The organism is Nocardiopsis sp. JB363 (genome assembly GCF_900143625.1).
In the GTDB taxonomy this organism is placed as follows: Bacteria; Actinomycetota; Actinomycetes; order Streptosporangiales; family Streptosporangiaceae; genus Nocardiopsis.
This window is the reverse complement of record NZ_FRFF01000021.1, coordinates 40,302-64,278: the sequence shown is the minus strand read 5'-3', so window position 1 is coordinate 64,278 and position 23,977 is coordinate 40,302. Positions and strand designations below refer to the sequence as shown.

The following is a 23,977-nucleotide window of genomic DNA, read 5'->3' as shown; positions in this document are numbered from 1 at the left end:
ACGGACCACCCGTCGGAGCCACGTGCCCCGACCGAGCGGAAGGTCCGACCTTGGTCCCCCGAAAGCGCCGCATCGTGCCCCTCGCCCTCACCGGTGCCCTCACCCTCGTCCTGGCCCTGATCGGCTCCGGACTGTGGATGTTCGGCAGGAGCTCGGGCGAGCCCGACCAAGAGCCCGAAGGTGACGGTGGCGCCCTGGTGCGGCTCATGCTCGCGGGAGATTCGATGACCCACGGCGCCGACGGGGACCGGACCTGGCGCTACCACCTGTGGAACCACCTGGAACCGCACGTGGACGGGTTGAACTTCGTGGGCCCCTACAACGCGCCGGCCACCCCGGAGCAGATCATCCCGCCGGAGATGATGGGGGTCGAGCCCACGGAGCCCGCCGGGGGCGACACCGACGGCGTCGAGTACCGGGACCCCGACTTCGACCAAGACCACAACGCCCGCTGGGGCCGCACCCTGGCCGACGCCGCCACCACGATCGGTGCCGACGTGGCCGAACACCGACCGGACGTGCTGTGCGTGCTGATCGGTCTCAACGACCTGCTGTACCCGATCACCGCCGAGGCGATGGAGACGAACATCCGCGCCTACGTTCGGGACGCCCGCGAGGCGAACCCGGACATTCACATCCTGTTCGCGAAGGCCCTGCCCATCACCATGGCCACCCAGGACCAGGGGCTCGCGCTGCGTCTGTACGTGTACAACGAGCTGGTCCGCAAGCTGGCCCTGGAACTGTCGAGCGAACGTTCTCCGGTGGTGAGTCTCGACCTGGCCGAGGCGGAGTCCTGGGACGTGGAGGCCGACACCTACGACGGCACCCATCCCAACGACGGCGGTGAGATCAAGATCGCTGCGGGGTTCGCCGACGCGTTGTCGAGCGTCTTCGGTCTGGGGACGGGATACCCGAGGCCGTTGCCCATCGCTCCCGGGGAGCGGACCGAAACTCCCTGAGCGGACCCGTACCGCCGAGGCGGTCCCGTGGTGTCCGGCTGCCGGGGAGCATCGGCGTTCCGCGATCGGGCGACCGGGCCACCGATACCCTGGGGCCCGTGACTGAGACTCCGATTCGTACCCGCTTCGCCCCGTCCCCGACGGGCATGTTCCATGTCGGTGGCGCCCGATCCGCGCTCTTCAACTGGGCTCTGGCCCAGCAGCGGCCCGAGGGCCGCATGGTGCTGCGCATCGAGGACACCGACGCCGCACGCAACCGGCCCGAGTGGACCGAGGGCATCATCCGAGCGATGTCGTGGATCGGCATCGACGAGAACGACCCGCACTTCGAGGGCCCCTACTTCCAGTCGGCCTACGTCGACAAGCACCGCGAGACCGCGCAGGAGCTGTACCGCTCCGGCCGCGCCTATTACTGCGACTGCACCCGTGAGCAGGTGCAGGAACGCCGTGACAACCCGAACCTGGGCTACGACGGCTTCTGCCGTGACCGCGGTCTGGAGGCCGGTCCGGGTCGGGCGCTGCGCTTCCAGGTGCCGGCCGGCGGCCCCACGATCGTGCGCGACCAGATCCGCGGCGACGTGGAGTTCGACCACGCCGCCATCGAGGACTTCGTGATCGCCCGAGCCGACGGCTCACCGCTGTTCGTCCTGGCCAACGTCCTGGACGACGTCGAGATGCGTATCACGCACGTCATCCGCGGCGAGGAGCATCTGTCCAACACCCCCAAGCAGCAGTTGCTGTGGCAGGCACTGGACCTGACCCCGCCGGTGTGGGCGCACCTGCCCGTCATCGTCAACGAGCAGCGCAAGAAGCTGTCCAAGCGCCGCGACAAGGTCGCCCTGGAGTCCTACCAGGAGGAGGGCTACCTGGCCGAGGCGATGGTCAACTACCTGATGCTGCTGGGCTGGGCGCCGGGTGAGGACCGCGAGATCATGCCGTGGTCGGAGATGATGCCGCTCTTCCGCATCCAGGACGTCAACAGCTCCAGCGCGTTCTTCGACGAGAAGAAGCTGCGCGCCTTCAACGGCGAGTACATCCGCGCGCTGTCGGTCGAGGACTTCGTCGCGCGTTGTCAGCCGTGGCTCACCGGGGAGGACACCCCCTGGAACGCCGACGACTACGACGCCGAGGTCTTCGCCGCCGTCGCCCCGCTGGCGCAGAGCCGCGTCGCCGTGCTGAGCGAGATCGTCCCCAACGTCGACTTCCTGTTCCTGAGCGAGCCGGTGGAGGACGAGAAGAGCTGGAAGAAGGCGATGAAGCCGGGCGTGGGCAAGGAGATGGTGGAGGCCGCCCTGGCGCGCTTCGCCGACCCCGAGCTGTCCTGGACCACCGATGACCTCAAGATCGCCACCGAGGAGACCGGCGCGGCCCTGGGGCTGAAGCTGGGCAAGGCCCAGGCCCCGGTGCGGGTCGCCGTCACCGGTCGGACCGTGGGGCTGCCGCTGTTCGAGTCCTTGGAACTGCTGGGCCGCGAGCGTGTCCAGGCGCGTCTGGAGGCCGCGCTGGAGAAGCTGCGTACCGAGGAGAAGGCCGCCCAGGAGGGCTGACCCCCGGGGTGGTGGGGCCTGTGGGGCCCACCACCCCGAATCCTGTTCGCGAGCACTCCGAATGTCCGCTAGAGTTGTCAACGTCGCCGAGGGGGACAGGGACGCGAAAGCGACCGGGTCCTCCCAAAGCATTGGCCTATGGTGTAATCGGCAGCACGACTGATTCTGGTTCAGTTAGTCTAGGTTCGAGTCCTGGTAGGCCAGCGAGTTCGATGTCTCGGTGTCGAACGCACGGATCCTCGGATCCACAAGTGCGCCCCCGTCGTCTAGTGGCCTAGGACGCCGCCCTCTCAAGGCGGTAACGGCGGTTCGAATCCGCTCGGGGGTACAAGCAGGGAGCGGCTTCCACGATGTGGAAGCCTTCTTTCTGAGCCGATGCTCGCCATCGGTGTCCGGTTCGTGTGGTTATCATGGTTTTCACGGTCCACACGGATCATGTCCTGCCCCCGTCGTCTAGTGGCCTAGGACGCCGCCCTCTCAAGGCGGTAACGGCGGTTCGAATCCGCTCGGGGGTACAAGTAGTGAAGGCCTCATCCATACGGATGGGGCCTTTCGTCGTTTCCGGGGGTTGTCCGGGGTCGACGCCTTCTGGTGCGGTAGGACGCGTCGAGGGCGACGCCCGGATCGGGTGCCGCCCTCAGGGGATCAAAGGGGATAGAGGGTGGGGGCCGCTAGTGTCCTCCCTCGTAGGTGTGCAGGGACTCGCTGATCTTCTCCGCCGCCGACACCACCGCCTGGGAGTGCATGCGTCCCGGCGAACGCGTCAGACGCTCTATCGGGCCGGACACCGAGACCGCGGCGATCACCCGGCCGCCCGGTCCGGCGACGGGCGCCGACACCGAGGCCACGCCCTGCTCGCGTTCGGCGACGCTCTGCGCCCAGCGGCGGCGGCGTACCTGCGCGAGGCTCGCCGCGGTGAAGCGCGCGCCCACCAGTGAGCGCCTGATGCGGTCGGAGTCCTCCCAGGCGAGAAGCACCTGGGCGGCCGAACCCGCGTTCATGGGCAGTTCGCTTCCCACCGGAACGGTGTCGCGCAGACCGCTACTGCGCTCCGACGCGGCCACGCACACGCGCAGGTCGCCCTGGCGGCGGTAGAGCTGCGCGCTCTCGCCGGTGAGGTCGCGCAGCTGGACCAGGACCGGGGCGGCCACGGCGAGCAGACGGTCCTCGCCGGTGGCTATCGACAACTCGCCCAGGCGCGGCCCGAGCACGAAGCGACCCTGGCTGTCCCTGGTCACCATGCGGTGACGTTCCAAGGCGACGGCGAGGCGGTGGGCGGTGGGGCGGGCCAGGCCGGTGATCTGGACCAGTTGGGCCAGGGACGCGGGCCCCGATTCCAGGGCGTCGAGGACGGACATGGTCTTGTCCAGGACACCGACACCGCTGGATGAGCTAGAGTTGTCCATGGCTTGATATTGCCGTCTCGATATATGGAATGCAAGTCGGGCCGATCATCCGCGCGAAGGTTCCGGAAACGTACGAGACGCGGCGGGACCGAAGACCGAGAAGACACGAGAGAGGCGATCTCCCATGGCACGCACGATGGCCGAGAAGGTCTGGGAGGAGCACGTCGTTCGACGTGCCGAAGGCGAGCCGGACCTGCTCTACATCGACCTCCACCTCGTCCACGAGGTGACCAGCCCCCAGGCCTTCGAAGGCCTGCGCATGGCCGGTCGCCCCGTTCGACGTCCCGACCTGACCATCGCCACCGAGGACCACAACGTCCCCACGATGGACCTCCTCGCGCCCATCGCCGACCCTGTCTCCCGCAAGCAGGTCGAGACGCTGCGCAAGAACTGCTCGGACTTCGGAGTGCGCCTGCACCCCATGGGCGACATCGACCAGGGCGTCGTCCACGTCGTCGGTCCCCAGCTCGGCCTCACCCAGCCCGGCATGACCGTGGTCTGCGGTGACAGCCACACCAGCACCCACGGTGCGTTCGGTGCGCTGGCCTTCGGTATCGGCACCAGTCAGGTCGAGCACGTCCTGGCCACGCAGACCCTGCCGATGCAGCCGTTCAAGACGATGGCCGTCACGGTCGACGGCAGCCTCCGGCCCGGTGTGTCCGCCAAGGACATCATCCTCGCCGTCATCGCCAAGATCGGCACCGGCGGTGGCCAGGGCTACGTCATCGAGTACCGGGGCGAGGCCATCGAGGCCCTGTCCATGGAAGCCCGCATGACGGTGTGCAACATGTCCATCGAGGCGGGTGCCCGCGCCGGCATGATCGCCCCGGACCAGACCACCTTCGACTACGTCCAAGGCCGCCCGCACGCCCCACAGGGCGCGGACTTCGACACGGCGGTCGAGCACTGGAAGAGCCTGCGCACCGACGAGGGCGCCGAGTTCGACGCCGAGGTGACCCTGAACGCGGACGACCTCAGCCCGTTCGTCACCTGGGGCACCAACCCGGGCCAGGGCGTGTCGCTGGACGACACCGTGCCCGAGCCGGCCTCCTACGAGGACCCCTCCGCCCGTGCCGCCGCCGAGAAGGCGCTGGCCTACATGGACCTGAAGGCCGGCACGCCCATGCGCGAGGTCGCCGTCGACACGGTCTTCCTGGGCTCGTGCACCAACGGTCGCATCGAGGACCTGCGGACCGCCGCCGAGATCATCCGCGGTCGCAAGGTCGCCGACGGCGTGCGCATGCTGGTCGTGCCCGGCTCCATGCGGGTCAAGGAGCAGGCCAACGAGGAGGGCCTGGGAGTGATCTTCCAGGAGGCCGGCGCCGAGTGGCGCGAGGCGGGCTGCTCGATGTGTCTGGGCATGAACCCGGACCAGCTCAAGCCCGGAGAGCGCAGCGCCTCCACGTCCAACCGCAACTTCGAGGGCCGTCAGGGCCGGGGCGGGCGTACCCACCTGGTCTCGCCGCAGGTCGCGGCGGCCACCGCGGTCCGCGGCACCCTGTCCTCCCCGGCCGACCTGTAGTCGCCCCGACCCGTTTAGGAGAGTCCTCCCATGGAGAAGTTCGACGTCCACACCGGTCGGGCCGTGCCGCTGCGCGCGAGCAACGTCGACACCGACCAGATCATCCCCGCCGTCTATCTCAAGCGGGTCAGCCGCACCGGTTTCGAGGACGGCCTGTTCGCCGAGTGGCGCAAGACCGACCCGGACTTCGTGCTCAACCGTCCCGAGTACGAGGGCGCGAGCGTGCTGGTGGCCGGCCCCGACTTCGGCACCGGTTCGTCCCGTGAGCACGCCGTGTGGGCCCTGCGGGACTACGGCTTCAAGACGGTGCTGTCCCCGCGCTTCGCCGACATCTTCCGCGGCAACTCGCTCAAGGGCGGTCTGCTCACCGTGCTGCTGCCCCAGGAGGTCATCGACCGGATCTGGGAGGCCGTGGAGGCCGACCCGACCGTCGAGGTGACCGTGGACCTGGTGGAGCGTCAGGTGCGCGTGCCGGCCGCTGACGTGGTGGAGCCGTTCGAGCTGGACGACTACACCCGCTGGCGGCTGCTGGAGGGTCTGGACGACATCGCTCTGACGCTCCGTCACACGGACGACATCACGGTCTTCGAGGGCACCCGACCGGCCTGGAAGCCGGCCACGCTCTAGTCGCGGCCCGGGCCGAAAGCCCCACGAAAACACGGGATCGAGGGTCGTTGTGACGCAGCGCACCCTCGGTCCCGAATAATTTTACCTTTACTTGACGTGAGCATTCGCTTACAGACTTTGTGTCCTTAAGGTGGGTGGCCATGGAGCCCGGAATCCGGTTATACGTAGGCTTTTGAGGCCCACAGAAGGGGGCAAAAAGGACTCGCTTCCCGTGCGGGCTCCTTCGCCCCACTCGTTGCGGAGCGTGACTTTGCAGGTCGGAAAGGGCCCGACACGCCTTGCCCACGGGCGTTTGTATTTGTGTAAGGGCCGCTGCTTCCCCTAATTTCGTGCGAGCAAGGGGGAACCGGAGGAACCTTATGAACAAGCGTGACCTGATCGACGCGATCTCCGACCGGCTCGGAGACAAGAAGACCGCGACCGAAGCGGTCAACGCTGTGCTTGAGACCATTCAGGCCACCGTGGCGTCGGGCGACAAGGTCGCCATCACGGGCTTCGGCGTTTTCGAGAAGTCCGAGCGAGCGGCACGTACCGCTCGCAATCCCGCCACAGGCGCCACGATCGACGTCCCCGCGAGCTTCGTTCCGAAGTTCCGCGCGGGCGCTGATTTCAAGGCCCTGGTCAACGGCGACAAGAAGTAGCCCTCTCGCCTCAGGCGAGTGGACGTACCCGCCCGGGTTCCCTCCGAAGGGGGCCCGGGCGGAGTGCTGTCCAGGGTCGTTGCTCCCTGATTCGGGGCCAGCCTCGGCCAGGAGACGGTTCCCTTGTGCTCTGGACGGCGCTCAGGTGGACGCAGAGCGCTTCACGGGGTCTTCTGTGACTCTCGGGTTGCCATGCGCCCCACCAAGGCGCGTGTGAGCGGACCCAGGCCCAAGGCGGTCGCGGACTTCAGGTCCTCGGGGGTGTCCACGTCACGACGGACCGATTCCACCCCCGGCGGCGACAGCTCGCGCGCTCCTCCGGCCAGGTGCCGTGCGCGCGAGGCCCCCTCGAAGGCCGGGGCGAACGGCCGGCCGGGCGCCGCCGCCAACAGGGTGGTCCCCACACGAGGCGAGTCCGCCAGGAACGACCGCTCGTACGTGGCCGCCGCCGTGAGGACCCGCTCCAACTCCGCCGGGCGCAGCGCCGGCAGGTCCGCCGACAGTGCGCACACCCCGAGACCGGACGCGAGGGTCCGCGCCGTGCGCGCCCCGTGCTCCAAAGCCGGATTCAGCCCGCCCCCGGGCTCTCCGGACACCACCACGGCTCCCAGGGCCGACAGGGCGGCGTCCGCACGGGGATCGTCGGTCACCACGAACACCGTCCCCACCGAAGGACACAGGCGCGCGGCGGCCACCGTGTCGCAGGCGATCGCGAGCGCCAGTTCCTCGCGCAGCCCCCCGGCGGCCCGGGCCAGTCGACTCTTGGCCAGACCGAGGTGCTTGACTGGGACGATCAGGGACCAGCGCACCCCGGGACGGACGGACCCGTCTCGCTCTCCACAGCCGGTCACGGTTCCCCCGGAACTTGATACGGCGACGACAGTGACGAGGGTAGATGTTCGGGGAACGGCGCGGCGCGGACACCCTAGACTGAATCGGTTGTGTCGAAGTGAGGAGTCCCGTGGCCAAGCAACGAGAATCACGATGGGTCAAGTGGGTCGTGTCCCGGATCGTGCGCATCGTGCTCTGGATGTTGACCAAACCGGAGTGGAAGGGGACCGAGAACGTCCCCGCGCAGGGTGGTGTGATCATCGCGGCGAACCACCTGTCCGTGACCGACCCGCTGACGGTCGCCCACTTCCTCTACATCGGTACCCGGCGCTGGCCCACCTTCACCATGAAGGACTCGGTCATGAAGATTCCGGTGGTCCGCTCGGTCGCCAGGAGCACGGGACAGATCCCGATCAAGCGCGGCAGCTCCGACGCGGTCAAGGCCTTGGGCGAGGCGGAGAAGGCGCTCACCCAGGACGGTTCCTCGGTGATCTTCTACCCCGAGGGCACCTGCACGCGTGACCCGAATCTGTGGCCGATGACCGCCAAGAACGGGGTGGCGCGCCTGGCGTTGACCAGTGGCGTCCCGGTCGTTCCGGTGGCGCACTGGGGCGAGCAGAACCTCCTGCCCTACGGCTCGAAGAAGCCCCGACTGCTGCCGCCACGCAAGCGCATCCAGTTCAGGGCCGGCCCGCCGGTGGACCTGTCCGCGTACCTGGGCGAGCCGATCACGCCCACCGTCCTGGACGGCGCCACCAAGGCGATCATGGCCGACATCACCGCGTTGCAGGCCGAGATCCGCGGTGAGGAGCCGCCCGCGGAGCCCTTCGACTATGCCAAGGCCCGCCGGGAGCAGGCCGAGGCCAAGCGCACCGAGCGCGCCTTGGAGGATCGTGCCCCGGAGGATGGGGGCGCCGAGACCGAGGCGCCGCGGGAAGAGACTCCGCAGGCCGAGGCCGCCGACAGTGACAACGCGAAGAACAACACGGGGGCATGACCGAGTACATGAGTGATGACAAGGTCAAGGTCGCGGTTCTGGGTGGTGGCTCCTGGGGGACCACGTTCGCCAACGTCGTCGCCGACGCCGCCGACCTCGCCCGCAAGTCGGGGCGGGAGGACACCGCCGAGGTGGTCCTGTGGGCGCGCCGGGCCGAGATCGTGGACGCGATCAACGAGGCCTCGGAGAACCCCGACTACCTCCCGGGCCTCATGCTCAACGCCGGGCTGAGGGCCACCACCGACGTGAACGAGGCGCTGGCGGGCGCCTCCGTCGTGGTCTTGGCGGTCCCCTCCCAGTCGCTGCGGGCCAACCTCACCGCCTGGAAGGACGCCTTCCCCAGGGACGCCGTGGCGGTCAGCCTCATGAAGGGCGTCGAACTGGGCAACCTCCTGCGGATGAGCCAGGTCATCGGCGAGGTCCTGGAGCTGCCCGAGGAGCAGATCGCCGTAGTCTCGGGCCCCAACCTGGCCAGGGAGATCGCCGAACGCCAGCCGGCCACCGCCGTGGTGGCCTGCCCGCACGAGCCCACGGCCGTCCGGTTGCAGTCGCTGTTCAAGTCGGCGTACTTCCGCCCCTACACCAGTACCGACCTGGTGGGTGTGGAGATCGGCGGCGCCATGAAGAACGTCATCGGTCTGGCCGTGGGCGTGGCCGAGGGCATGGGCTTCGGTGACAACACCAAGGCCTCGCTCATCACCCGGGGTCTGGCCGAGACCACCCGCCTGGCGGTGACACTCGGTGCCGACGAGCACACCCTGTCCGGCCTGGCCGGGATGGGCGACCTCGTCGCGACATGCTCCTCCCCGTTGTCACGGAACCGGACTTTCGGTGAGAAACTGGGCGCGGGTAAGACCCTGGAGCAGGTCGTCGAGGAGACCAAGCAGACGGCCGAAGGGGTCAAGTCCTCCGAGTCGATCCTCGAACTCGGTTGGACCCACGGGGTCGACATGCCGATCACCGAGGCCGTCGTCAAGATGATGCACCACGATCTGGGTCCGGCCCAGGCGCTCGCGGAGTTCATGTCCCGCAGCAGTAAGCCGGAACGGTACGGGGTCTGAGAGCGAGCACGATGTCATACACACCCGGGACCGGAAGCGCGGGCGAGCACACCAGGGCCGTCTCCCTTCCTGAGGCGCCCGTCCCCACCCAACGCCCGATGCGGATGCCCGTGCACCGCGCCACCACGTACGCGTTCGACACCTCGCAGGGGTTCGCCGACGTGCTGGACGGAAAGAGCGACGGTTACTCCTACGCTCGCATCGACAGCCCCACCGTGGACGCCTTCGCCGAGGCGGTCGCCGCGATGGAGGGCGTGGGGCTCCCGGACCGGGTGCACGGCCAGGCGTTCGCCTCCGGGATGGCGGCGATCAGCACCGTGCTGTTGGCCCTCACCGAGGCCGGGGCGCACGTGGTGGCGGCCCGCTCGATCTACGGCAACACCTACTCGCTGCTGGACCGGATGATGCGCCGGTTCGGTGTGCGTACCGACTTCGTGGACATCACCGACCTGGACGCGGTGCGCGCGGCGATCACCCCGGACACGCGGGTGGTGTTCACCGAGACGCTCTCCAACCCCACCATGACCGTCTCCGACCTGCCGGAACTGGCGCGGATCTCCCGTTCGGCGGGCGCCGCTCTGGTGGTGGACTCCACGTTCGCCTCCCCGGCGATCTGCCGCCCCCTGGAGTCCGGCGCGGACGTGGTCGTGCACTCGGCCACCAAGTATCTGGGCGGGCACAGCGACACCACCGGCGGTGTCGCCGTGGCCTCGCCCACGCTGATCGAGCGGATCCGTTCGGCCCGCGTGGACCTGGGCCCGTGCCTGGCCCCGGACGAGGCGTACCTGCTGCACCGCGGTCTGGAGACCCTGCCGCTGCGGGTGGGGCGCCAATGCGAGACCGCCTCGGCGTTCGCCGCCGCCCTGGAGGGCCACCCGGCCGTGGAGCGGGTCGACCACCCGTCGCTGACCTCCCACCCCCAGCACGTCCTCGCGGGCGAGCTGTTCGACGCGGGCCGTTACGGTGCCGTGGTCACCGTGCACCTCAAGGGTGGGCGCGACGACGGCATGGCCTTCGTCGACCGACTGGGGTTGGCCACCATCGCCGCCTCCTTGGGCGGCACCCACACCCTGGCCGGACACGTGGCCTCGACCTCGCACCGGTTGATGAGCGGGGCCGAACTGGCCGCCGCGGGCGTCTCCCCGGGCGCGGTACGGTTCTCCATCGGCTTGGAGGATCCCCAGGACCTCATCGACGACGCTTTGGCGGCGCTCGACGGGGGAAAGTGACACACGGGGCGAATCCCACACGTTCCGGTTCCATCGGTAGGCGAGATAAGGTCTGGCAGCATGTCGTCCGAGCAGCGCAAGATTCGGGTCGCCGTCGTCTTCGGCGGTCGTAGTTCCGAACACGAGATCTCCTGCGTCACCGCGGGCAGTGTCCTGTCCGTCATCGACCCCGACTGCTACGAGGTGGTCCCGGTCGGGATCACCCCGTCCGGCAACTGGGTGCTGACCTCGGGCGACCCCGAGGGGCTGCGCATCGACGCGGCGACCAAGGCGCTGCCGTCGGTCTCCGAGGAGGGCGCCGAGCTGGTGCTGCCGTTCGACGGCCCGGGCCGACTCATGACCGTCTCCCCGGACCAGGGCACACAGCGCCTGGCCGAGGTCGACGTGGTGCTGCCCCTGCTGCACGGACCCTTCGGCGAGGACGGCACCATCCAGGGGCTGTTCGAGATGATGGGCGTGCGTTACGCGGGCGCCGGGGTGTTCTCCAGCGCAGCCGCCATGGACAAGGTGTTCATGAAGGCGCTGTTGGTCGGCAACGGCATTCCCACCAGCCCGTTCGTGGCCATCACCGACCGCACCTGGCGCAACGAGCGCAAGAAGGTCCTGGACGACGTCGCCGAGCTGGGCACGACGGTGTTCGTCAAGCCCGCCCGCGCCGGCAGCAGCGTCGGCATCACCCGGGTGCGGGACACCTCCGACGCCGACGCCGTCGTGGCCGCCGTCGAGGCCGCCCGCGAACACGACCCCAAGGTGCTCGTCGAGGCCCAGGTCGTGGGCCGAGAGATCGAGTGCGGCGTGCTGGAGTCCGAGGACGGCGGCACCCCCGACGTGTCGTTCCCCGCCGAGGTGCACGTGGCCGAGGGCTTCGACTTCTACGACTTCGAGGCCAAGTACCTGTCCACGTCCAGCCTGACCATCCCCGCGGAGATCCCGGAGGAGGCCACGGCCCGCCTGCGCCAGATGGCCGCGGACGTGTTCGAGGCCATGGGCTGCGAGGGCCTGGCCCGGGTGGACTTCTTCTACACCGCGGACGGGGAGGTCCTCGTCAACGAGCTCAACACCATGCCCGGCTTCACGCCGGCGTCGGCGTTCCCGCAGATGTGGGAGGCCACCGGCGTGGACTACGCGACTCTGGTGGAGCGGATGATCACCACCGCCCTGCGCCGCGACCCAGGCCTGCGCTAGATGTACTGACCACAGAGGTTGTCCACAGGCCCGGCCGTCCACAGTGGCGCCGGGCCTGTGGCGTGTGGTCCCCTCGAATTCGGGGGAGCCTGGAACTCCTCCCACTTCGCGCTGCCCGCACGTCGAATTCCTGGGGATCCTTCGAGAAAAGGCGTACGCTGGCAGAGTGCTCTCGCTACGCTCGGAAACGTTCTGGATACCGCAGGGAGCCGCCCATGACGTGTGCTGTGCAGGAGCGGACGGAGAAGTCTGAGATGGACCTCCACGCACTGGCCGAAAGCATCGAACTCCCGGATGGTTACCGCACGGAGATCATCAACGGGAGCATCATCGTGTCGCCTACGCCCACGGTCAGGCATGCCGACATTCTCACCGAGGTACACGAGTCGCTACTAGAAGTCGGTCTCAAGGGCCAGGGTCTACGTGCGATGCAGATGATCACTCTGGAGATCGCCAAGACGGGTGACCGTTATGTTCCCGACCTGGTCGTCATGCCGATCCCCCTGGCGAGGGGGGAGGGGTGGGATGGTCCGGAATGGACACGTCCTGCCGAGGAGGTCGAGCTGGTCGTGGAGGTCGTCTCTCCGAGCAGTAGGCACGCTGACTGGATCGACAAGGCGAAGGGGTATGCGCAGGCCGGGGTCCCCCTATACCTGGTGATCGATCCGGTACGGGAGGAGGTCGCTCTGTTCCAGGACCCGGAGGGATCGGAGTACCAGGAAGTGACTCGAACTCAAAAGAACGGATCGGTTCGCTTCCCGAAGCCGTTCGATCTGAAACTGGACGCGGCTGATCTGTTGCTCTCGGATACCTGAGCGAGAACAAGGATGTGTGGAAGGGGGCGGTCGACCACGTGGTCGCCCGCCCCCTTCGTGTCATTTTCAGGGGGTGGTCGTCGGGGGGACCTGCGGCACCGGCGTCTGCGGGGACTCGGGCTGTTCGGGAAGGAGTTCGCGGGCGAGGATGGTGCCGCCGGCGGTGGCGGCGGGGAACACCACGATGGCCACGAACGGTATCGCCATCAGGAAGTACGTGGGGATCGTGAACCCCAGCACGCGACAGCGTCGATGACGCATGTGGCTGTGGCGGTCCCGAATCCGCAACAGCCCTCGGCGATCGAAGGCGCTCGTGGTGAGTTCGATCCCCAGCAGCCAGCCGCCCATGACCGCGGTCAGCACCGGGCCCAGGATCCAGCCCACCACGGGGATCAAACCGAGCAGGAACGCGCCGATGGTCACGACCAGGGTGATCGCCACCAGCGCGATGGCCTGGCCGGCGGCGCGGGCCATCGAGGCCAGGACGGACTCCTCGGGGGCCTCGGGCGCGCCGCCCATCTCCTCCTCGACCATCTCGGCGATCTTGTCGTAGATCGGGGCGCCCAGGGTCAGGGTGACTGTGGTGAAGGCCACCACCATCACCAGGATCGAACCGACCAGCAGCCCCAGGGCCAGGGAGCCGCGCAGCAACCCCCGCCAGGTACTGCCCCAGTCGGCCGCGAAGGGCGTGGCCCAGGCGACCAGATCCTCCATGTTGAGGATCAGCGTGATCAGCGCCGCCAGGAACAGCAGCGACGTGATCAACGCCGGAAGGGCGCCGAGGAAGAACAGGCGGGGTCTGCGCAGCACGATGGCCAGACCGCGGAACAGGGTGCCGACCCCGGAAAGGGCCTCACGTATGGGATTCACAGGCGAACACTAGAGCATGTTCCACGAATACACGCCCTGCTGCGCGTCGCCCGCCACCACCCTCAACGGACGCCTACGGCGCAGTGGCCTTCATAGCGACGGCCGGCGTCCACGGAACCCGATCTAGCGGTCGTGCACGTCTCTGTACCATCCGTCCTCCGCCAGCAGCTCGGTGTGGGTGCCCGATTGCAGTACACGGCCGTCGCGGACCACGTAGATCCGGTCCACCCGGTCCAGCCCGGTGAGGTCGTGGGTGATGAGCAACGTGGAGAACCCCTCGGCGGCGGCGAGCAGGTCGGCCACCACGGCGTCGCGGGTGTCCGGGTCCAAGTGCGCGGTGGGCTCGTCCAGCACCAGGACCCGGGGAGCGGCCAGCACCGCGCGCGCCAGGGCCAGTCGCTGCACCATGCCCCCGCTCAGTCCCAGCCCGTGCGACCCCACCCGTGTGTCCAACCCGTGGGGCATCGCCTCGACGTCATGGGCCAGCCGGGCGCCGCGCAGCGCCGCCCACAGTTCGTCGTCCTCCGCCCCCGGCTTGGCCAGGCGCAGGTTCTCGCGCAGGGTCGACCCGAACACGTGCGGGTCCTCCGGCACCCCGGACACCACCCGGCGCACCTCGTCGGCGGGGTAGGCGGTGATGTCGGTGCCGCCGATCTCCACCCGGCCCTCGTCGGGGTCGCGGAAGCGCAGCAGCACCGAGGCGAGTGTGCTCTTGCCGGCCCCGCTCGGCCCGACCACGGCCACGGTCGCCCCGGCGGGGATCTCCAGGTCCACCCCGTCCAAGGCCCACGGCTCCTCGGGCCCGTACCGCACCCGTAGGCCACGGACGTGGACGGGGGCGTCGGCGTCCGGGTCGATCTCCAGACCCTCCTGCGCGGGGGGAGCGATGGCCGGCGGGGTGTCCAGGACACCGAACAGGCGGACGCCGCTCGCCCGGATCGCCCCCAGACGGGAGGCGACGGCGGGCAGCGGCGCGACGATCTCGAAGGCGGCGAGCGTGGTCAGCACCAGCACGGCCAAGGCAGTGGGGCCGATGGTGCCCTCCTCCACGGCGAGCACCCCCAGGAACAGGGCGCCCCACACGGTCAGCCCGGTGATCAGGGCGTTGACACCCTCGCTCAGCCCCAGGGTGGCGGCGTCGCGGCGGGCCACCCGGGTCAGTTCGGCGTCGGCCTCGTTCACCCGTGCGACGTGACGGTCCATCGCCCCGTAGGCCACCAGGTCCGGAGCGCCTTGGAGGGTGTCGACCAGGGCGGTGGACAGGGCTCCGCGCGCCTCGGCCTCGCGCTGCCCGGGCTTCCTGTTCAGGGCGGCGGCCATCAGCGGGACGGCGAGTCCGGCCAGCAGCAGGCCCGCGGCGAGCAGCAGCCCGCCCGGCGCGTACACCACGGTCAGGACCAGCACCGTGGCGCCGCCGGTCACCACCGACACCAGCGGCGGGGTGAGTCCGCGCACCAGCAGGTCGAGGGTGGCCTCGGTGTCGTTGACCAGGCGGGACACCAGGTCGCCCGAGCGGAACCGGCCGAACGGTTCGGTCCGGGCCAGTCGCTCGTACACCCGCACCCGTACCTGGGCCAGAGTGCGGAACGCGGCGTCGTGGGTGACCAGGCGTTCCAGGTAACGGGTCACGCCCTTGCTCACGCCCAGGGCGCGGGTGGCGACCACGGCCACGCTCAGCGCGGTGATGGAGGGGTGGTTCGCGGCGGTGGCCAGCATCCACGCGGCGACGCCCAGCAGCGCCACCCCGGAGCCGGTGGCGGCGCCGCCCAGCAGCACACCGAGGGCGAAGCGGGCGCTGCGCGGCCGGGCCAGTGCGATCATCCGGCGCAGCGGGTCCTTGCGGCGCTCGCGTTCGGCGACGACGGACTCGATCACGGGGTCGGCCTCGGGGCCGACGCCGGGTCGGGTGGCGGGGGCACTCATCGGGACACCCTCTCGGTGAGCAGCGGCAGGTGGGCGGTGCGCAGGCGGGCACCGGAGACGGACTCGGCCCAACCGGTGTCGTGCGCGACGATCACGGCGGTGCGCCCCTCCAGGAGGCGGGCCACGGCGGTGCGCACGGCCGTGGCGTTCTCCGGGTCCAGGTGGGCGGTGGGTTCGTCCAGCAGGACCAACGGGGCGTCACGGCACATGGCGCGGGCCAGAGCGATGCGTTGGCGCTGGCCGGCGGACAGGCGGGCGCCGCGTTCACCGAGCCTGGTGTCGTAGCCGTCGGGCAGGGCGTCGATGAACCCGTCGGCCTCGGCCAGCCGCGCGGCCTCTCGGACCCGGTCGAGGTCGGCGTCGGGTGCGCCGAGGCGGATGTTGTCGGCCACCGACACGTCGAACAGGTAGGGGTGCTGGGGCACCCAGGCGATGCCGGCGCGCCAGTCCTCGACGGGCACGTCCCGCAGCGGTGTCCACTCTCCGTCGGGGGCGCGGACCTCGACGCGTCCCTCGGTGGGTTCGCGCAGGCGCAGCAGCAGGGACAACAGGGTGGTCTTGCCCGAACCGCTGGGACCGGTGAGCAGCAGGTGTTCGCCGGCGTGGAGGGTCAGGTCCAGGTCGGACAGGGCGGGTGTGTCCCGGCCGGGGTAGCGCACCTCGACGCCGCTCAGCCGCAGGTCGCCGCCGGTGGTGGGGGAGGGCCGACCGGTCGGAGCCGGCGCCGGGCGTTCGGATCCCTCGTCCCGCCGGCGTTCGAGTTCGGTGAAGACCTGGTCGGCGGCGGCGACCCCCTCCATGCTGGCGTGGAAGCGGGCCCCCACCTCGCGCAGTGGCAGGTACGCCTCGGGGGCCAGGATCAGCACGAGCAGGGCGGTCTGGTAGTCCATGTGGCCGCCCAGCAGCCGCAACCCGACCTCGACGGCGACCAGGGCGACGGCCAGGGTGGCGAGCAGTTCCAGGGCGAAGGCGGACAGGAACGCGACCCGCAGCGTCCCCATGGTGGCCTTGCGGTGGTCGTCGCCGACCTCGCGGATGATGGCGGCCTGGGCCTTGGCGCGACGGAACACCGCCAGGGTCGGCAGGCCCTCCACCACGTCGAGGAAGTGGCCGCCCAACCGGCTCAGCAGCTTCCACTGCCGGTCGGTGCGCTGTTGGGTGTGCATACCGATCAACGCCATGAAGACGGGAATGAGCGGCAGCGTCACCAGGATGACGATCCCGGAGATCCAGTCGGCCCAGAACACCACGGAGAGTACGGCGAGCGGCACGATCGCCGACAGCACCAGCTGGGGCAGGTACCGGGAGAAGTACTCGTCGAGGGCGTCCAGACCGCGGGTGGCGAGGGTGACGAGTTCACCGGCCTTGGGTGAATCGTCCCGCCCGTCGCCGCCCTCGGCCAGCCATACCTTGCCGGAGCCGGTCACGTGCGCGATGAGCCTGCGACGCAGCTGCGACTTGGTGCGGGCGGCGCTGTGCAGCGCGGAGGTCTCGGCGAGGTAGGACAGCAGGGCGCGGGTGAGGGCGACGGCGGCGACCAGGGCGATCATCGGTCCGAGGACGTCCATGCCGTCGCCTGCCCAGGCGCCGGTGATGACGCGGGCCAGCAGCCAGGCCTGGACGAGGATCAGACCGGTGATCAGCACACCGCTGACGACGGTGACGGCCAGGTGGACACGGACCGCGCTCGCGGTGCGGACCAGGCGCGGATCGAGCGGTTTCATGCGCGGAAGACCTCGTGTGGTCGTCGTGGCGGCCCCGGGTGGTCGGGACCGTGGTCGGCCGGGAAACGACGGGGCACGGTCTGGCCCCAGTATCCCGGTGGTGGGTCCGGGCAGCGCCGTACCCCCCGTTCCCGGGGCGATGCGGGGGCGGGGGGTACGGACGTCGTTGGGTCGGCGGAGGCCCCGAGGGGCACCCCGCCACTCAGGCGGCCTTCTCGGGCTCCGGTTCACCTCCGCCGACCGACGCCGGGGTGATCTGCTCGCCGGTGACGCGTTGGCGGAACACCCAGTAGCTCCAGGCCTGGTAGCCCATGACCACGGGCAGGGCCACCAGGGCCACCCACGACATGACGGTCAGCGTGTAGTCGGCCGAGGAGGCGTTGGCGACGGTCAGGCTGAACGCCGGGTCGGTGGTGGAGGGCAGCACGTTCGGGAACAGGGACCCGAACAGGACCGTCACCGCGGTCAGGATGGTGACGGCGGTGGCCACGAAGGACCACCCCTCGCGACGGAGGTGGACCGCCGCGACCCCGCCCACCAGGGCGGCGGCGGAGATCAGGACGAGCGGCAGGGTCCAGGGCTTCCCGTAGGCGAACTGGGTCCACAGCAGGAAGGCGGCCCCGGCGGGAACGGCGACGTAGGCGGCGGACAACGCGGCTCGCCGGGCGCGGACGCGGACCGGCCCGTCGGTCTTGAGGGTCAGGAAGACGGCGCCGTGCAGGGTGAACAGCGACAGGGTCGTCAGCCCGCCGAGCAGGGCGTAGGGGTTGAGCAGGTCGAACAGGGACGCGGTGACGATCTGGTCGGCGTCCATGGCCACACCGCGCACGATGTTGGCGAAGGCCACGCCCCACAGGAACGCGGGGACGACGCTGCCGAAGAAGATCGCCCGGTCGCACCAGTCCTGCCAGCGCGGGTCGTCGCGCTTGCTCCGGTACTCGAACGCCACACCGCGCAGGATCAGCGCGATGAGGATGAGGAACAGCGGCACGTAGAACCCGCTGAACAGGGACGCGTACCAGGCGGGGAAGGCGGCGAACATGGCACCGCCCGCGGTGATGACCCACACCTCGTTGCCGTCCCAGACCGGGCCGATCGAGTTGATGGCGACCCGGCGGTCGACGGAGTTGCGCCCACCCATGAAGGGCAGCAGGGTGCCCACCCCGAAGTCGAACCCCTCCAGGACGAAGTAGCCGATCCACAGGACGGCGATGGCGATGAACCAGATGACGGCCAGTTCCATGGTCTTGCTGCTCCTAGTAGCTGAAGTGTGGGATCTGGGACTCGTCCTCGTCGTTCTCCAGGTCGGGAACGAGGTGGGAGGGGCCCTTCTTGACGTACTTCCAGAGCAGCCCGACCTCCACCACGAAGAGGAATCCGTAGACGGCGGTGAAGATGCCCAGACTCATCGCCACGGTGCCCAGACTCACCCCCGGGGAGACGCTGTTGGCGGTCAGGAGTTCACCGTGCACGGTCCAGGGCTGGCGGCCCATCTCGGTGAGCACCCAGCCGAAGATGTTGGCGAGCAGGGCGGCGGGCAGCGCGGCGATGGCGGCGAAGTAGAACCACTTCTTCCGGGGCACGCGTTCCCGTCCGCGGGTGAGCCACAGCCCCAGGGCCGCCACGGCCACACCGAACAGGCCCAGGCCCATCATGAGACGGAAGGACCAGTAGACGACGAACACGTTGGGGATGTAGTCGCCCGGCCCGTAGAACTCCTCGTAGCTCTCCTGGAGGTCGTTCATGCCGTGCACCTCGCCGTCGAAGTGCCCGGTGGCCATGAAGCTGAGGACGTTGGGGACGGTGACGTCGATGGGGTTGTAGCGGGCCTCGGTGTCGCCGACCGCGAAGGTGGAGAACGCGGCACCCTCCTCGGTGTCCCAGAGTGCCTCGGCGGCGGCGATCTTCATGGGTTCGTACTCGGCGGCGAGCTTGGCCTGGTGGTCGCCGGAGAAGATCGTGAGCGCTCCGGCGAGGAGGGTGAAGACCAGACCGACCTTGAGGGTGGAGCGGAACAGCGCGAAGTCCCGCTTGGGAGGGGTGACACCGACGTCGCCGGTGTCCTCGTGTCGCATGTTGCGCCAGAGCTTGAAGGCGCTGACCGCCACCACGAACAGCCCGGCGGTGATGAAGGCGGCCGAGACGGTGTGCAGGTAGGTGGACCAGGCCTGGTCGTTGCTGAGCACGGCCCAGATGTCGTTGAGTTCGGCGCGGCCGTTCTCGGGGTTGATCTCGTAGCCGACGGGGCGGCGCATCCAGGCGTTCGCGGCGAGGATGAAGTAGGCCGACAGGTTGGTGCCGATGGCGACCAGCCAGATGCAGGCCAAGTGGACCCGGCGCGAGAGACGATGCCAGCCGAAGATCCACAGTCCGATGAAGGTGGACTCCAGGAAGAAGGCCAGGAGCGCCTCCATGGCCAGGGGAGCGCCGAAGACGTCACCGACGAAGCGGGAGTATTCGCTCCAGTTCATGCCGAACTGGAACTCCTGCACGATTCCGGTGACCACGCCCATGGCGAAGTTGATCAGGAACAGCTTGCCGAAGAATTGTGTGGCCTGTAGGTACTCGTGCCGTCCGGTCTTGTACCAGAACGTCTGGAGCACGGCCACGATGAACGACAGCCCGATGGTCAGGGGCACGAACAGGAAGTGGTAGATCGTGGTGACCCCGAACTGCCATCGCGCCAGGTCTAGAGCTTCCATGTACGCCTCTCACAAAGACCGACCGTCGGTAGTACTACGAACTGTAGTGCTACTTGTCGTCGTCATGCGGGAGGCCCCCTGTGAAACGGCGCTCACGACGGTCGGCGCCTCGCGCGGAACACACGCGAAACGGCGGCGCGCCCCGGGTCGGGGCGCGCCGCCGTGCTGTGGTTCCTTCGGTGAGGAGGGCGTTCTCGCAGTTCACAGATGGCGTGCGGGGGAGGGGTGAGGTCGGTCTCCTCGACCTCCGGTGTCCTCCACCACATTCACCGGGGGCGCGTCAGCCGTACCGCTCCAACATCCGCTCCATGTTCTCCACCTCTGTCGTCTGGGCGTCGACCATGCCCTGGGCGAACTGGACCACGAGGTCCTCCCGACCCAACTCCACCTCGGCCTCGGCCATCTCGATGCCGCCCAGGTGGTGGGCGATCATCAGCTCCAGGAACATGACCTCGGCCTCCTCGCCCTCGGCGTCGTCCAGCTCCACCATCTGCTCGTCGGTGGCCAGTCCCGGCATCGCCTCGGGAACCTCGCCCTCGCCACCGCCGTGGTCGTGGCCCTCCATCCAGCTCATCGGCGGCTCGGAGGCGCGCGCGGTCAACCCCCACGCCGCCAACCAGCCCTGCATCATGCCGATCTGCGCCTGCTGGGTACGGGCCATGTCCATGGCCACGGTGTGCAGCTCCACGTCCTCGGTCTTGTCGAGGACGACCATCGACATGTCCACGGCCTGGGCGTGGTGGGCGCTCATGTCGCGCAGGAATCCGGCGTCGGCCCCGGTGTCCAACGGGTAGGAGGGACGCCCCAACAGGAAGCCCGCGACCAGCGCCAACGCGACCAAGATCACCGAAGTCCACAGTGGCACGGACCGTCGTGCCAAGGGTGTGGATCCGGTGCGCTCGGAGGCGCGCGAGAACCCCTCGGGCAACGCCCCCTCGTCCTCGTACTCGTCCGCCTCGGTGTCGCCGCCGTCGCCGGAGGCAGCCCCGGTCACTCGCCCCATTTGAACCACCTTGGTCAAATCGCCCAACTCTGCTGACAAAGTAGAGGATAGGAAAGTCCTGTTCGACCACTCGCATTCCAGGAGTCCCAGTGGCCAAGAAGTCGAAGGCGGAGGAGCGCCGCGCCAGAGCGGCCGCGTTGCGTGAGGAGCAGCGTAAGAAGGAACGACGCAGCAAAGCCCTCAAGGTCACGGGTGTCTCCGTGGCCGGAGCCGCGGTCCTGGGACTGCTGGGCACGGCCATCTTCATGGAACTGCGAAGCCACAACATCGAGGGCGTCGACGAGTACACGATCGACGAGTACAGCCACGTCACGGTCGGCGAGCGGGTGGACTACGAGCAGTCCCCGCCGGTCGGCGGTCAGCACTGGCCGCAGTGGCAGAACTGTGGGGTCTACCCCGAACCCATCACCCCGGAGTTCGGTGTCCACGCCCTGGAGCACGGCGCCGTGTGGATCACCTACGACCCGGAGCTGCCCCAGGAGGAGGTGGACGCCCTGGAGAGCTTCTACAACCCGGGCGACTACGTCCTGGTCACCCCCTACGAGGGTGAGATGGACGCACCGATCGTCGCCTCCAGCTGGGAGCGTCAGATCAACGTCGAGTCCTCCGACGACGAGAACCTGAGCCGTTACGTGCAGACGTACGAGCGCGGCACCGACGTCCCCGAGCCGGGCGCCGCCTGCTCGGGCGGCATCGCCGAGAGCGCCGCCGAGGTCGAGGCGCAGATCGACGCGCAGGGTGAGCAGGCCGAGGCCGTCCAAGGCGCGGAGAGCGACGAGGAGGGTGCGGACCCCGAGAACGAGGACACCACCGAGGGCGGTGGCGAAGAAGGCGCCGAGGGCTCCGAAGAGGAGTCCGAGTAGCGCCGAACCTCGCTTGAGGCAGCACGCGAACGGGGGCGCGGAGGGCGGTTTCACCGTCGTCCGCGCCCCCGAGGGCTTCGGTCTCAGACGCCGTTCTCGGCGTGCTCTTCCAGATGCTGGGAGATCAGTTCGCTCACCTGGGACAGCGCGGCGGCGGGGTTGCCGTAGGAGCTCGGGACGCTCAGCTCCACGTAGGCCTCACGGTAGAGCGCGACGAACACGGTCGGAACGCCCTCCGGCTGCGCCCAGGACACGGTGTCCTCGCCCTCACCGATATCGGTCAGCGGCGAGTCCATCTCCAGACCGGAGGGACGGGGGATACCGCAGCGCAGACCGATGGGCGGATCACCCCAGGCGGCCATCACGTCCGATTCGGGGCTGATCGTGGCGCGGTCGGCGTCGAGGAGGGTGTCCGGAAGGTCCGCGACGAGGGCGGCGCAGGGCTCGGCGGTGTTCTCTTGTGCTTCGAAGGCCTGCATCTGGACGGACTGTCCACAGCCGGCAGTCAGGAGGACGACGGCACCGGCCGCCCCCAGGTACCGTTTCAGCACAAGATTCCTCGCTCCGTCGACGCGGTCGACACTCAGATATTGACGATGGGGCACGTCAGGGTACGAGCGATACCGTCGAGCCGCTGAATCCGGGCGACCACGAGGGTGCCCAGCGCGTCGATGTCGTCGGCCTCGGCCTGAACGATCACATCGTAGGGACCCGTGACGTCGTTCGCCTTCTCCACCCCGTCGATCCCTCGGATGCGCTCCGCGACCTTGGCGGCCTGGCCGACCTCCGTCTGCACCAGGATGTACGCCTGCACCATGTGTCTACTCCTTCGTGCCGTGCTGGTGTGTACCAAGAGTGGACGTCGCCCGAGCCGGGGCACAGCTGATGACGAACGGATGACGAACGTGAGGCTCGACCACCGGGTCTAGACCACTGAGTCGGTGCGTCACCGTACCCTGATCTTCGTGTTGAACACCATTGGGGGCCTGGGTGAGTTCGCTCTGATCACACGCGTGACGAGCCAATTCCCCAGGACGGACGATGTAATCCTCGGACCCGGCGATGACGCCGCGATCGTTGCCGCGCCCGACGGGCGTACGGTCGCGACCACGGACCTGCTGGTCGAGGGGCGCCACTTCAAACGGGAATGGTCCAGTGCTCGTGATGTCGGGCACCGCGCCGTCGCGCAGAACTACGCGGACGTGGTGGCCATGGGCGCGCGTCCCACCGGCATGCTCATCGGGTTCGCCGCCCCGCCCGACCTGCCGGTCGCGTGGGCGGAGGAGTTCACCGCGGGGGTGCGCGACGAGTGCGCGCTCGCCGGGGGAGCCGTCGTCGGCGGCGACATGGTGGGTTCGGACGTGCTGACCATCGCCGTCACGGCCCTGGGCGACCTGGAGGGGAGGGCGCCCGTGCGGCGCGACGGGGCCCGGCCCGGTGACGTGGTCGCCTACTCGGGGAACCTGGGACTGTCCGCCGCCGGCCTGGCCCTGCTGGAGCGGGGGATCGACGGTCCCGCCGCCTGCCTGGACGAACACCGCAGGCCGAGTCCTCCCTACGCCGCGGGCCCGGAGGCGGCCAGGCTGGGTGCCACCGCCATGCTCGACGTCAGCGACGGCCTCGTGCAGGACCTGGGACACATCGCCGTGCGAAGCGGGGTGGGTATCGATCTGGACTCGAACGCGCTGAGCCCCGATCCCGCACTCCTCGAAGCCATGGGAGTACTCGGCGTCGCGACGGGGAAGATCGAAGAGGCCGCCCGTCGGCTGATGCTCGTGGGAGGGGAGGACCACGCGTTGGCCGCGGTCTTCCCCCCGGAAGTGGACCTCCCGGAACACTGGCACATGGTGGGGTCCGTCATCTCGTCCTCGAACCCGGCGGGGGAGGAAAACGGTCCCTCCGTCACCGTGGACGGAGACATGGTGGAGGGCGGCGGATGGGATCATTTCCGTCGGGAGTGAGCCCGAAGAATTTGTCCTGTTTGGTGATCACGCTAGGCTTTGCCATCGCGGCCGGCATCGTCCCAGCGGCCGGTCGGGAAGCGGACCGGGGGTCACGGCAGGGAAGCGGAG

At 69.1% G+C, this 23,977-nt stretch carries 22 protein-coding genes and 3 tRNA genes; 15 read left to right on the top strand and 10 right to left on the bottom strand.

Features of this window, described 5'->3' with window-relative positions; genetic code table 11:
* Positions 1-50 precede the first annotated feature (50 nt).
* The 5 genes from BQ8420_RS04700 (at position 51) to BQ8420_RS04680 (ending at position 3,021) form a co-directional block, all read left to right on the top strand.
* Positions 51-959, top strand: coding sequence for a GDSL-type esterase/lipase family protein (locus BQ8420_RS04700; protein WP_087096572.1), 909 nt, complete (start codon positions 51-53; stop codon positions 957-959).
* 98 nt (positions 960-1,057) lie between these two features.
* Positions 1,058-2,506 (top strand): glutamate--tRNA ligase, encoded by a 1,449-nt coding sequence (gltX, locus tag BQ8420_RS04695; protein WP_087096571.1) that lies wholly within the window; start codon positions 1,058-1,060, stop codon positions 2,504-2,506.
* 132 nt (positions 2,507-2,638) lie between these two features.
* A tRNA-Gln gene (locus BQ8420_RS04690) sits at positions 2,639-2,710 on the top strand.
* Positions 2,711-2,761: 51 nt separating this feature from the next.
* Positions 2,762-2,834, top strand: a tRNA-Glu gene (locus BQ8420_RS04685).
* Between the two features lie 114 nt (positions 2,835-2,948).
* A tRNA-Glu gene (locus BQ8420_RS04680) sits at positions 2,949-3,021 on the top strand.
* A 156-nt stretch (positions 3,022-3,177) separates the two neighbouring features.
* Here the strand turns inward: BQ8420_RS04680 and BQ8420_RS04675 are convergent.
* Positions 3,178-3,864 carry an IclR family transcriptional regulator gene (locus BQ8420_RS04675; protein WP_067602634.1) on the bottom strand — a complete coding sequence of 229 codons (687 nt, stop codon included), beginning with the start codon at positions 3,862-3,864 and terminating at the stop codon, positions 3,178-3,180.
* Positions 3,865-4,036: 172 nt separating this feature from the next.
* Here BQ8420_RS04675 and leuC point away from each other — a divergent pair, with 172 nt between their 5' ends.
* The 3 genes from leuC to BQ8420_RS04660 all read left to right on the top strand — a co-directional run bounded on the left by leuC (position 4,037) and on the right by BQ8420_RS04660 (position 6,702).
* Positions 4,037-5,434 carry a 3-isopropylmalate dehydratase large subunit gene (gene leuC / locus BQ8420_RS04670; RefSeq protein ID WP_087096570.1) on the top strand — a complete coding sequence of 466 codons (1,398 nt, stop codon included), beginning with the start codon at positions 4,037-4,039 and terminating at the stop codon, positions 5,432-5,434.
* A gap of 30 nt (positions 5,435-5,464) precedes the next feature.
* Complete coding sequence (gene leuD / locus BQ8420_RS04665; RefSeq protein ID WP_087096569.1) at positions 5,465-6,061, top strand: 3-isopropylmalate dehydratase small subunit; 597 nt, start codon at positions 5,465-5,467, stop codon at positions 6,059-6,061.
* Positions 6,062-6,420: 359 nt separating this feature from the next.
* Positions 6,421-6,702 carry an HU family DNA-binding protein gene (locus tag BQ8420_RS04660; protein ID WP_087096568.1) on the top strand — a complete coding sequence of 94 codons (282 nt, stop codon included), beginning with the start codon at positions 6,421-6,423 and terminating at the stop codon, positions 6,700-6,702.
* Between the two features lie 161 nt (positions 6,703-6,863).
* Here BQ8420_RS04660 and cofC read toward each other — a convergent pair whose 3' ends face one another.
* On the bottom strand, positions 6,864-7,511 hold the full coding sequence (gene cofC / locus BQ8420_RS04655; RefSeq protein ID WP_087096567.1) for a 2-phospho-L-lactate guanylyltransferase: 648 nt from the start codon (positions 7,509-7,511) through the stop codon (positions 6,864-6,866).
* A 152-nt stretch (positions 7,512-7,663) separates the two neighbouring features.
* Here cofC and BQ8420_RS04650 point away from each other — a divergent pair, with 152 nt between their 5' ends.
* The 5 genes from BQ8420_RS04650 (at position 7,664) to BQ8420_RS04630 (ending at position 12,820) form a co-directional block, all read left to right on the top strand.
* The gene (locus BQ8420_RS04650; protein ID WP_087096566.1) at positions 7,664-8,530 is read left to right on the top strand and encodes a 1-acyl-sn-glycerol-3-phosphate acyltransferase; all 867 of its coding nucleotides are present in this window, start codon (positions 7,664-7,666) and stop codon (positions 8,528-8,530) included.
* Positions 8,527-9,591, top strand: coding sequence for an NAD(P)H-dependent glycerol-3-phosphate dehydrogenase (locus BQ8420_RS04645; protein ID WP_200815794.1), 1,065 nt, complete (start codon positions 8,527-8,529; stop codon positions 9,589-9,591). The genes BQ8420_RS04650 and BQ8420_RS04645 overlap by 4 nt, the downstream gene beginning before the upstream one ends.
* An 11-nt stretch (positions 9,592-9,602) precedes the next feature.
* Complete coding sequence (locus BQ8420_RS04640; RefSeq protein WP_087096565.1) at positions 9,603-10,820, top strand: PLP-dependent aspartate aminotransferase family protein; 1,218 nt, start codon at positions 9,603-9,605, stop codon at positions 10,818-10,820.
* Positions 10,821-10,880: 60 nt separating this feature from the next.
* Positions 10,881-12,005: a D-alanine--D-alanine ligase family protein gene (locus BQ8420_RS04635; RefSeq protein WP_087096564.1), complete on the top strand. Its 1,125-nt coding sequence runs from the start codon at positions 10,881-10,883 to the stop codon at positions 12,003-12,005.
* A gap of 254 nt (positions 12,006-12,259) precedes the next feature.
* Entirely contained in the window at positions 12,260-12,820 is a 561-nt protein-coding gene (locus BQ8420_RS04630; protein ID WP_235005919.1) for a Uma2 family endonuclease, read from the top strand.
* Positions 12,821-12,886: 66 nt separating this feature from the next.
* Here BQ8420_RS04630 and BQ8420_RS04625 read toward each other — a convergent pair whose 3' ends face one another.
* From BQ8420_RS04625 to BQ8420_RS04600, 6 genes are all read right to left on the bottom strand, one after another.
* Entirely contained in the window at positions 12,887-13,690 is an 804-nt protein-coding gene (locus tag BQ8420_RS04625) for an EI24 domain-containing protein (RefSeq protein ID WP_087096562.1), read from the bottom strand.
* Positions 13,691-13,813: 123 nt separating this feature from the next.
* Positions 13,814-15,511, bottom strand: coding sequence for a thiol reductant ABC exporter subunit CydC (gene cydC / locus BQ8420_RS04620; protein ID WP_235005923.1), 1,698 nt, complete (start codon positions 15,509-15,511; stop codon positions 13,814-13,816).
* Between the two features lie 98 nt (positions 15,512-15,609).
* Positions 15,610-17,337, bottom strand: coding sequence for a thiol reductant ABC exporter subunit CydD (gene cydD, locus BQ8420_RS04615; RefSeq protein ID WP_087096561.1), 1,728 nt, complete (start codon positions 17,335-17,337; stop codon positions 15,610-15,612).
* Between the two features lie 202 nt (positions 17,338-17,539).
* Positions 17,540-18,580, bottom strand: coding sequence for a cytochrome d ubiquinol oxidase subunit II (gene cydB / locus BQ8420_RS04610; RefSeq protein ID WP_087096560.1), 1,041 nt, complete (start codon positions 18,578-18,580; stop codon positions 17,540-17,542).
* Positions 18,581-18,593: 13 nt separating this feature from the next.
* Complete coding sequence (locus BQ8420_RS04605; RefSeq protein WP_087096559.1) at positions 18,594-20,039, bottom strand: cytochrome ubiquinol oxidase subunit I; 1,446 nt, start codon at positions 20,037-20,039, stop codon at positions 18,594-18,596.
* Between the two features lie 280 nt (positions 20,040-20,319).
* Positions 20,320-21,042, bottom strand: coding sequence for a DUF305 domain-containing protein (locus BQ8420_RS04600; RefSeq protein WP_087096558.1), 723 nt, complete (start codon positions 21,040-21,042; stop codon positions 20,320-20,322).
* Between the two features lie 89 nt (positions 21,043-21,131).
* On the opposite strand from BQ8420_RS04600, the gene BQ8420_RS04595 reads away from it, so the two are divergent.
* Positions 21,132-21,905, top strand: a complete 774-nt coding sequence (locus tag BQ8420_RS04595) for a DUF3105 domain-containing protein (RefSeq protein ID WP_087096557.1) — start codon at positions 21,132-21,134, stop codon at positions 21,903-21,905.
* 83 nt (positions 21,906-21,988) lie between these two features.
* Here BQ8420_RS04595 and BQ8420_RS04590 read toward each other — a convergent pair whose 3' ends face one another.
* Entirely contained in the window at positions 21,989-22,456 is a 468-nt protein-coding gene (locus BQ8420_RS04590) for a DUF3515 domain-containing protein (RefSeq protein ID WP_087096556.1), read from the bottom strand.
* A gap of 32 nt (positions 22,457-22,488) precedes the next feature.
* A complete protein-coding gene (locus BQ8420_RS04585) occupies positions 22,489-22,722 on the bottom strand; it encodes an Lrp/AsnC family transcriptional regulator (RefSeq protein WP_087096555.1) in 234 nt (77 codons plus the stop codon).
* Positions 22,723-22,870: 148 nt separating this feature from the next.
* On the opposite strand from BQ8420_RS04585, the gene BQ8420_RS04580 reads away from it, so the two are divergent.
* Positions 22,871-23,866, top strand: a complete 996-nt coding sequence (locus tag BQ8420_RS04580; protein ID WP_087096599.1) for a thiamine-phosphate kinase — start codon at positions 22,871-22,873, stop codon at positions 23,864-23,866.
* Positions 23,867-23,977: the final 111 nt, after the last annotated feature.

Bases quoted from the DNA above. Each gene is read 5' to 3' on its own strand.
- BQ8420_RS04675 (WP_067602634.1), bottom strand. From the start codon at position 3,864: ATGTCCGTCCTCGACGCCCTGGAATCGGGGCCCGCGTCCCTGGCCCAA.
- leuC (WP_087096570.1), top strand. From the start codon at position 4,037: ATGGCACGCACGATGGCCGAGAAGGTCTGGGAGGAGCACGTCGTTCGA.
- leuD (WP_087096569.1), top strand. From the start codon at position 5,465: ATGGAGAAGTTCGACGTCCACACCGGTCGGGCCGTGCCGCTGCGCGCG.
- BQ8420_RS04660 (WP_087096568.1), top strand. From the start codon at position 6,421: ATGAACAAGCGTGACCTGATCGACGCGATCTCCGACCGGCTCGGAGAC.
- BQ8420_RS04645 (WP_200815794.1), top strand. From the start codon at position 8,527: ATGACCGAGTACATGAGTGATGACAAGGTCAAGGTCGCGGTTCTGGGT.
- BQ8420_RS04640 (WP_087096565.1), top strand. From the start codon at position 9,603: ATGTCATACACACCCGGGACCGGAAGCGCGGGCGAGCACACCAGGGCC.
- BQ8420_RS04635 (WP_087096564.1), top strand. From the start codon at position 10,881: ATGTCGTCCGAGCAGCGCAAGATTCGGGTCGCCGTCGTCTTCGGCGGT.
- BQ8420_RS04630 (WP_235005919.1), top strand. From the start codon at position 12,260: ATGGACCTCCACGCACTGGCCGAAAGCATCGAACTCCCGGATGGTTAC.
- cydC (WP_235005923.1), bottom strand. From the start codon at position 15,511: ATGATCGCACTGGCCCGGCCGCGCAGCGCCCGCTTCGCCCTCGGTGTG.
- cydD (WP_087096561.1), bottom strand. From the start codon at position 17,337: ATGAAACCGCTCGATCCGCGCCTGGTCCGCACCGCGAGCGCGGTCCGT.
- cydB (WP_087096560.1), bottom strand. From the start codon at position 18,580: ATGGAACTGGCCGTCATCTGGTTCATCGCCATCGCCGTCCTGTGGATC.
- BQ8420_RS04605 (WP_087096559.1), bottom strand. From the start codon at position 20,039: ATGGAAGCTCTAGACCTGGCGCGATGGCAGTTCGGGGTCACCACGATC.
- BQ8420_RS04600 (WP_087096558.1), bottom strand. From the start codon at position 21,042: ATGGGGCGAGTGACCGGGGCTGCCTCCGGCGACGGCGGCGACACCGAG.
- BQ8420_RS04585 (WP_087096555.1), bottom strand. From the start codon at position 22,722: ATGGTGCAGGCGTACATCCTGGTGCAGACGGAGGTCGGCCAGGCCGCC.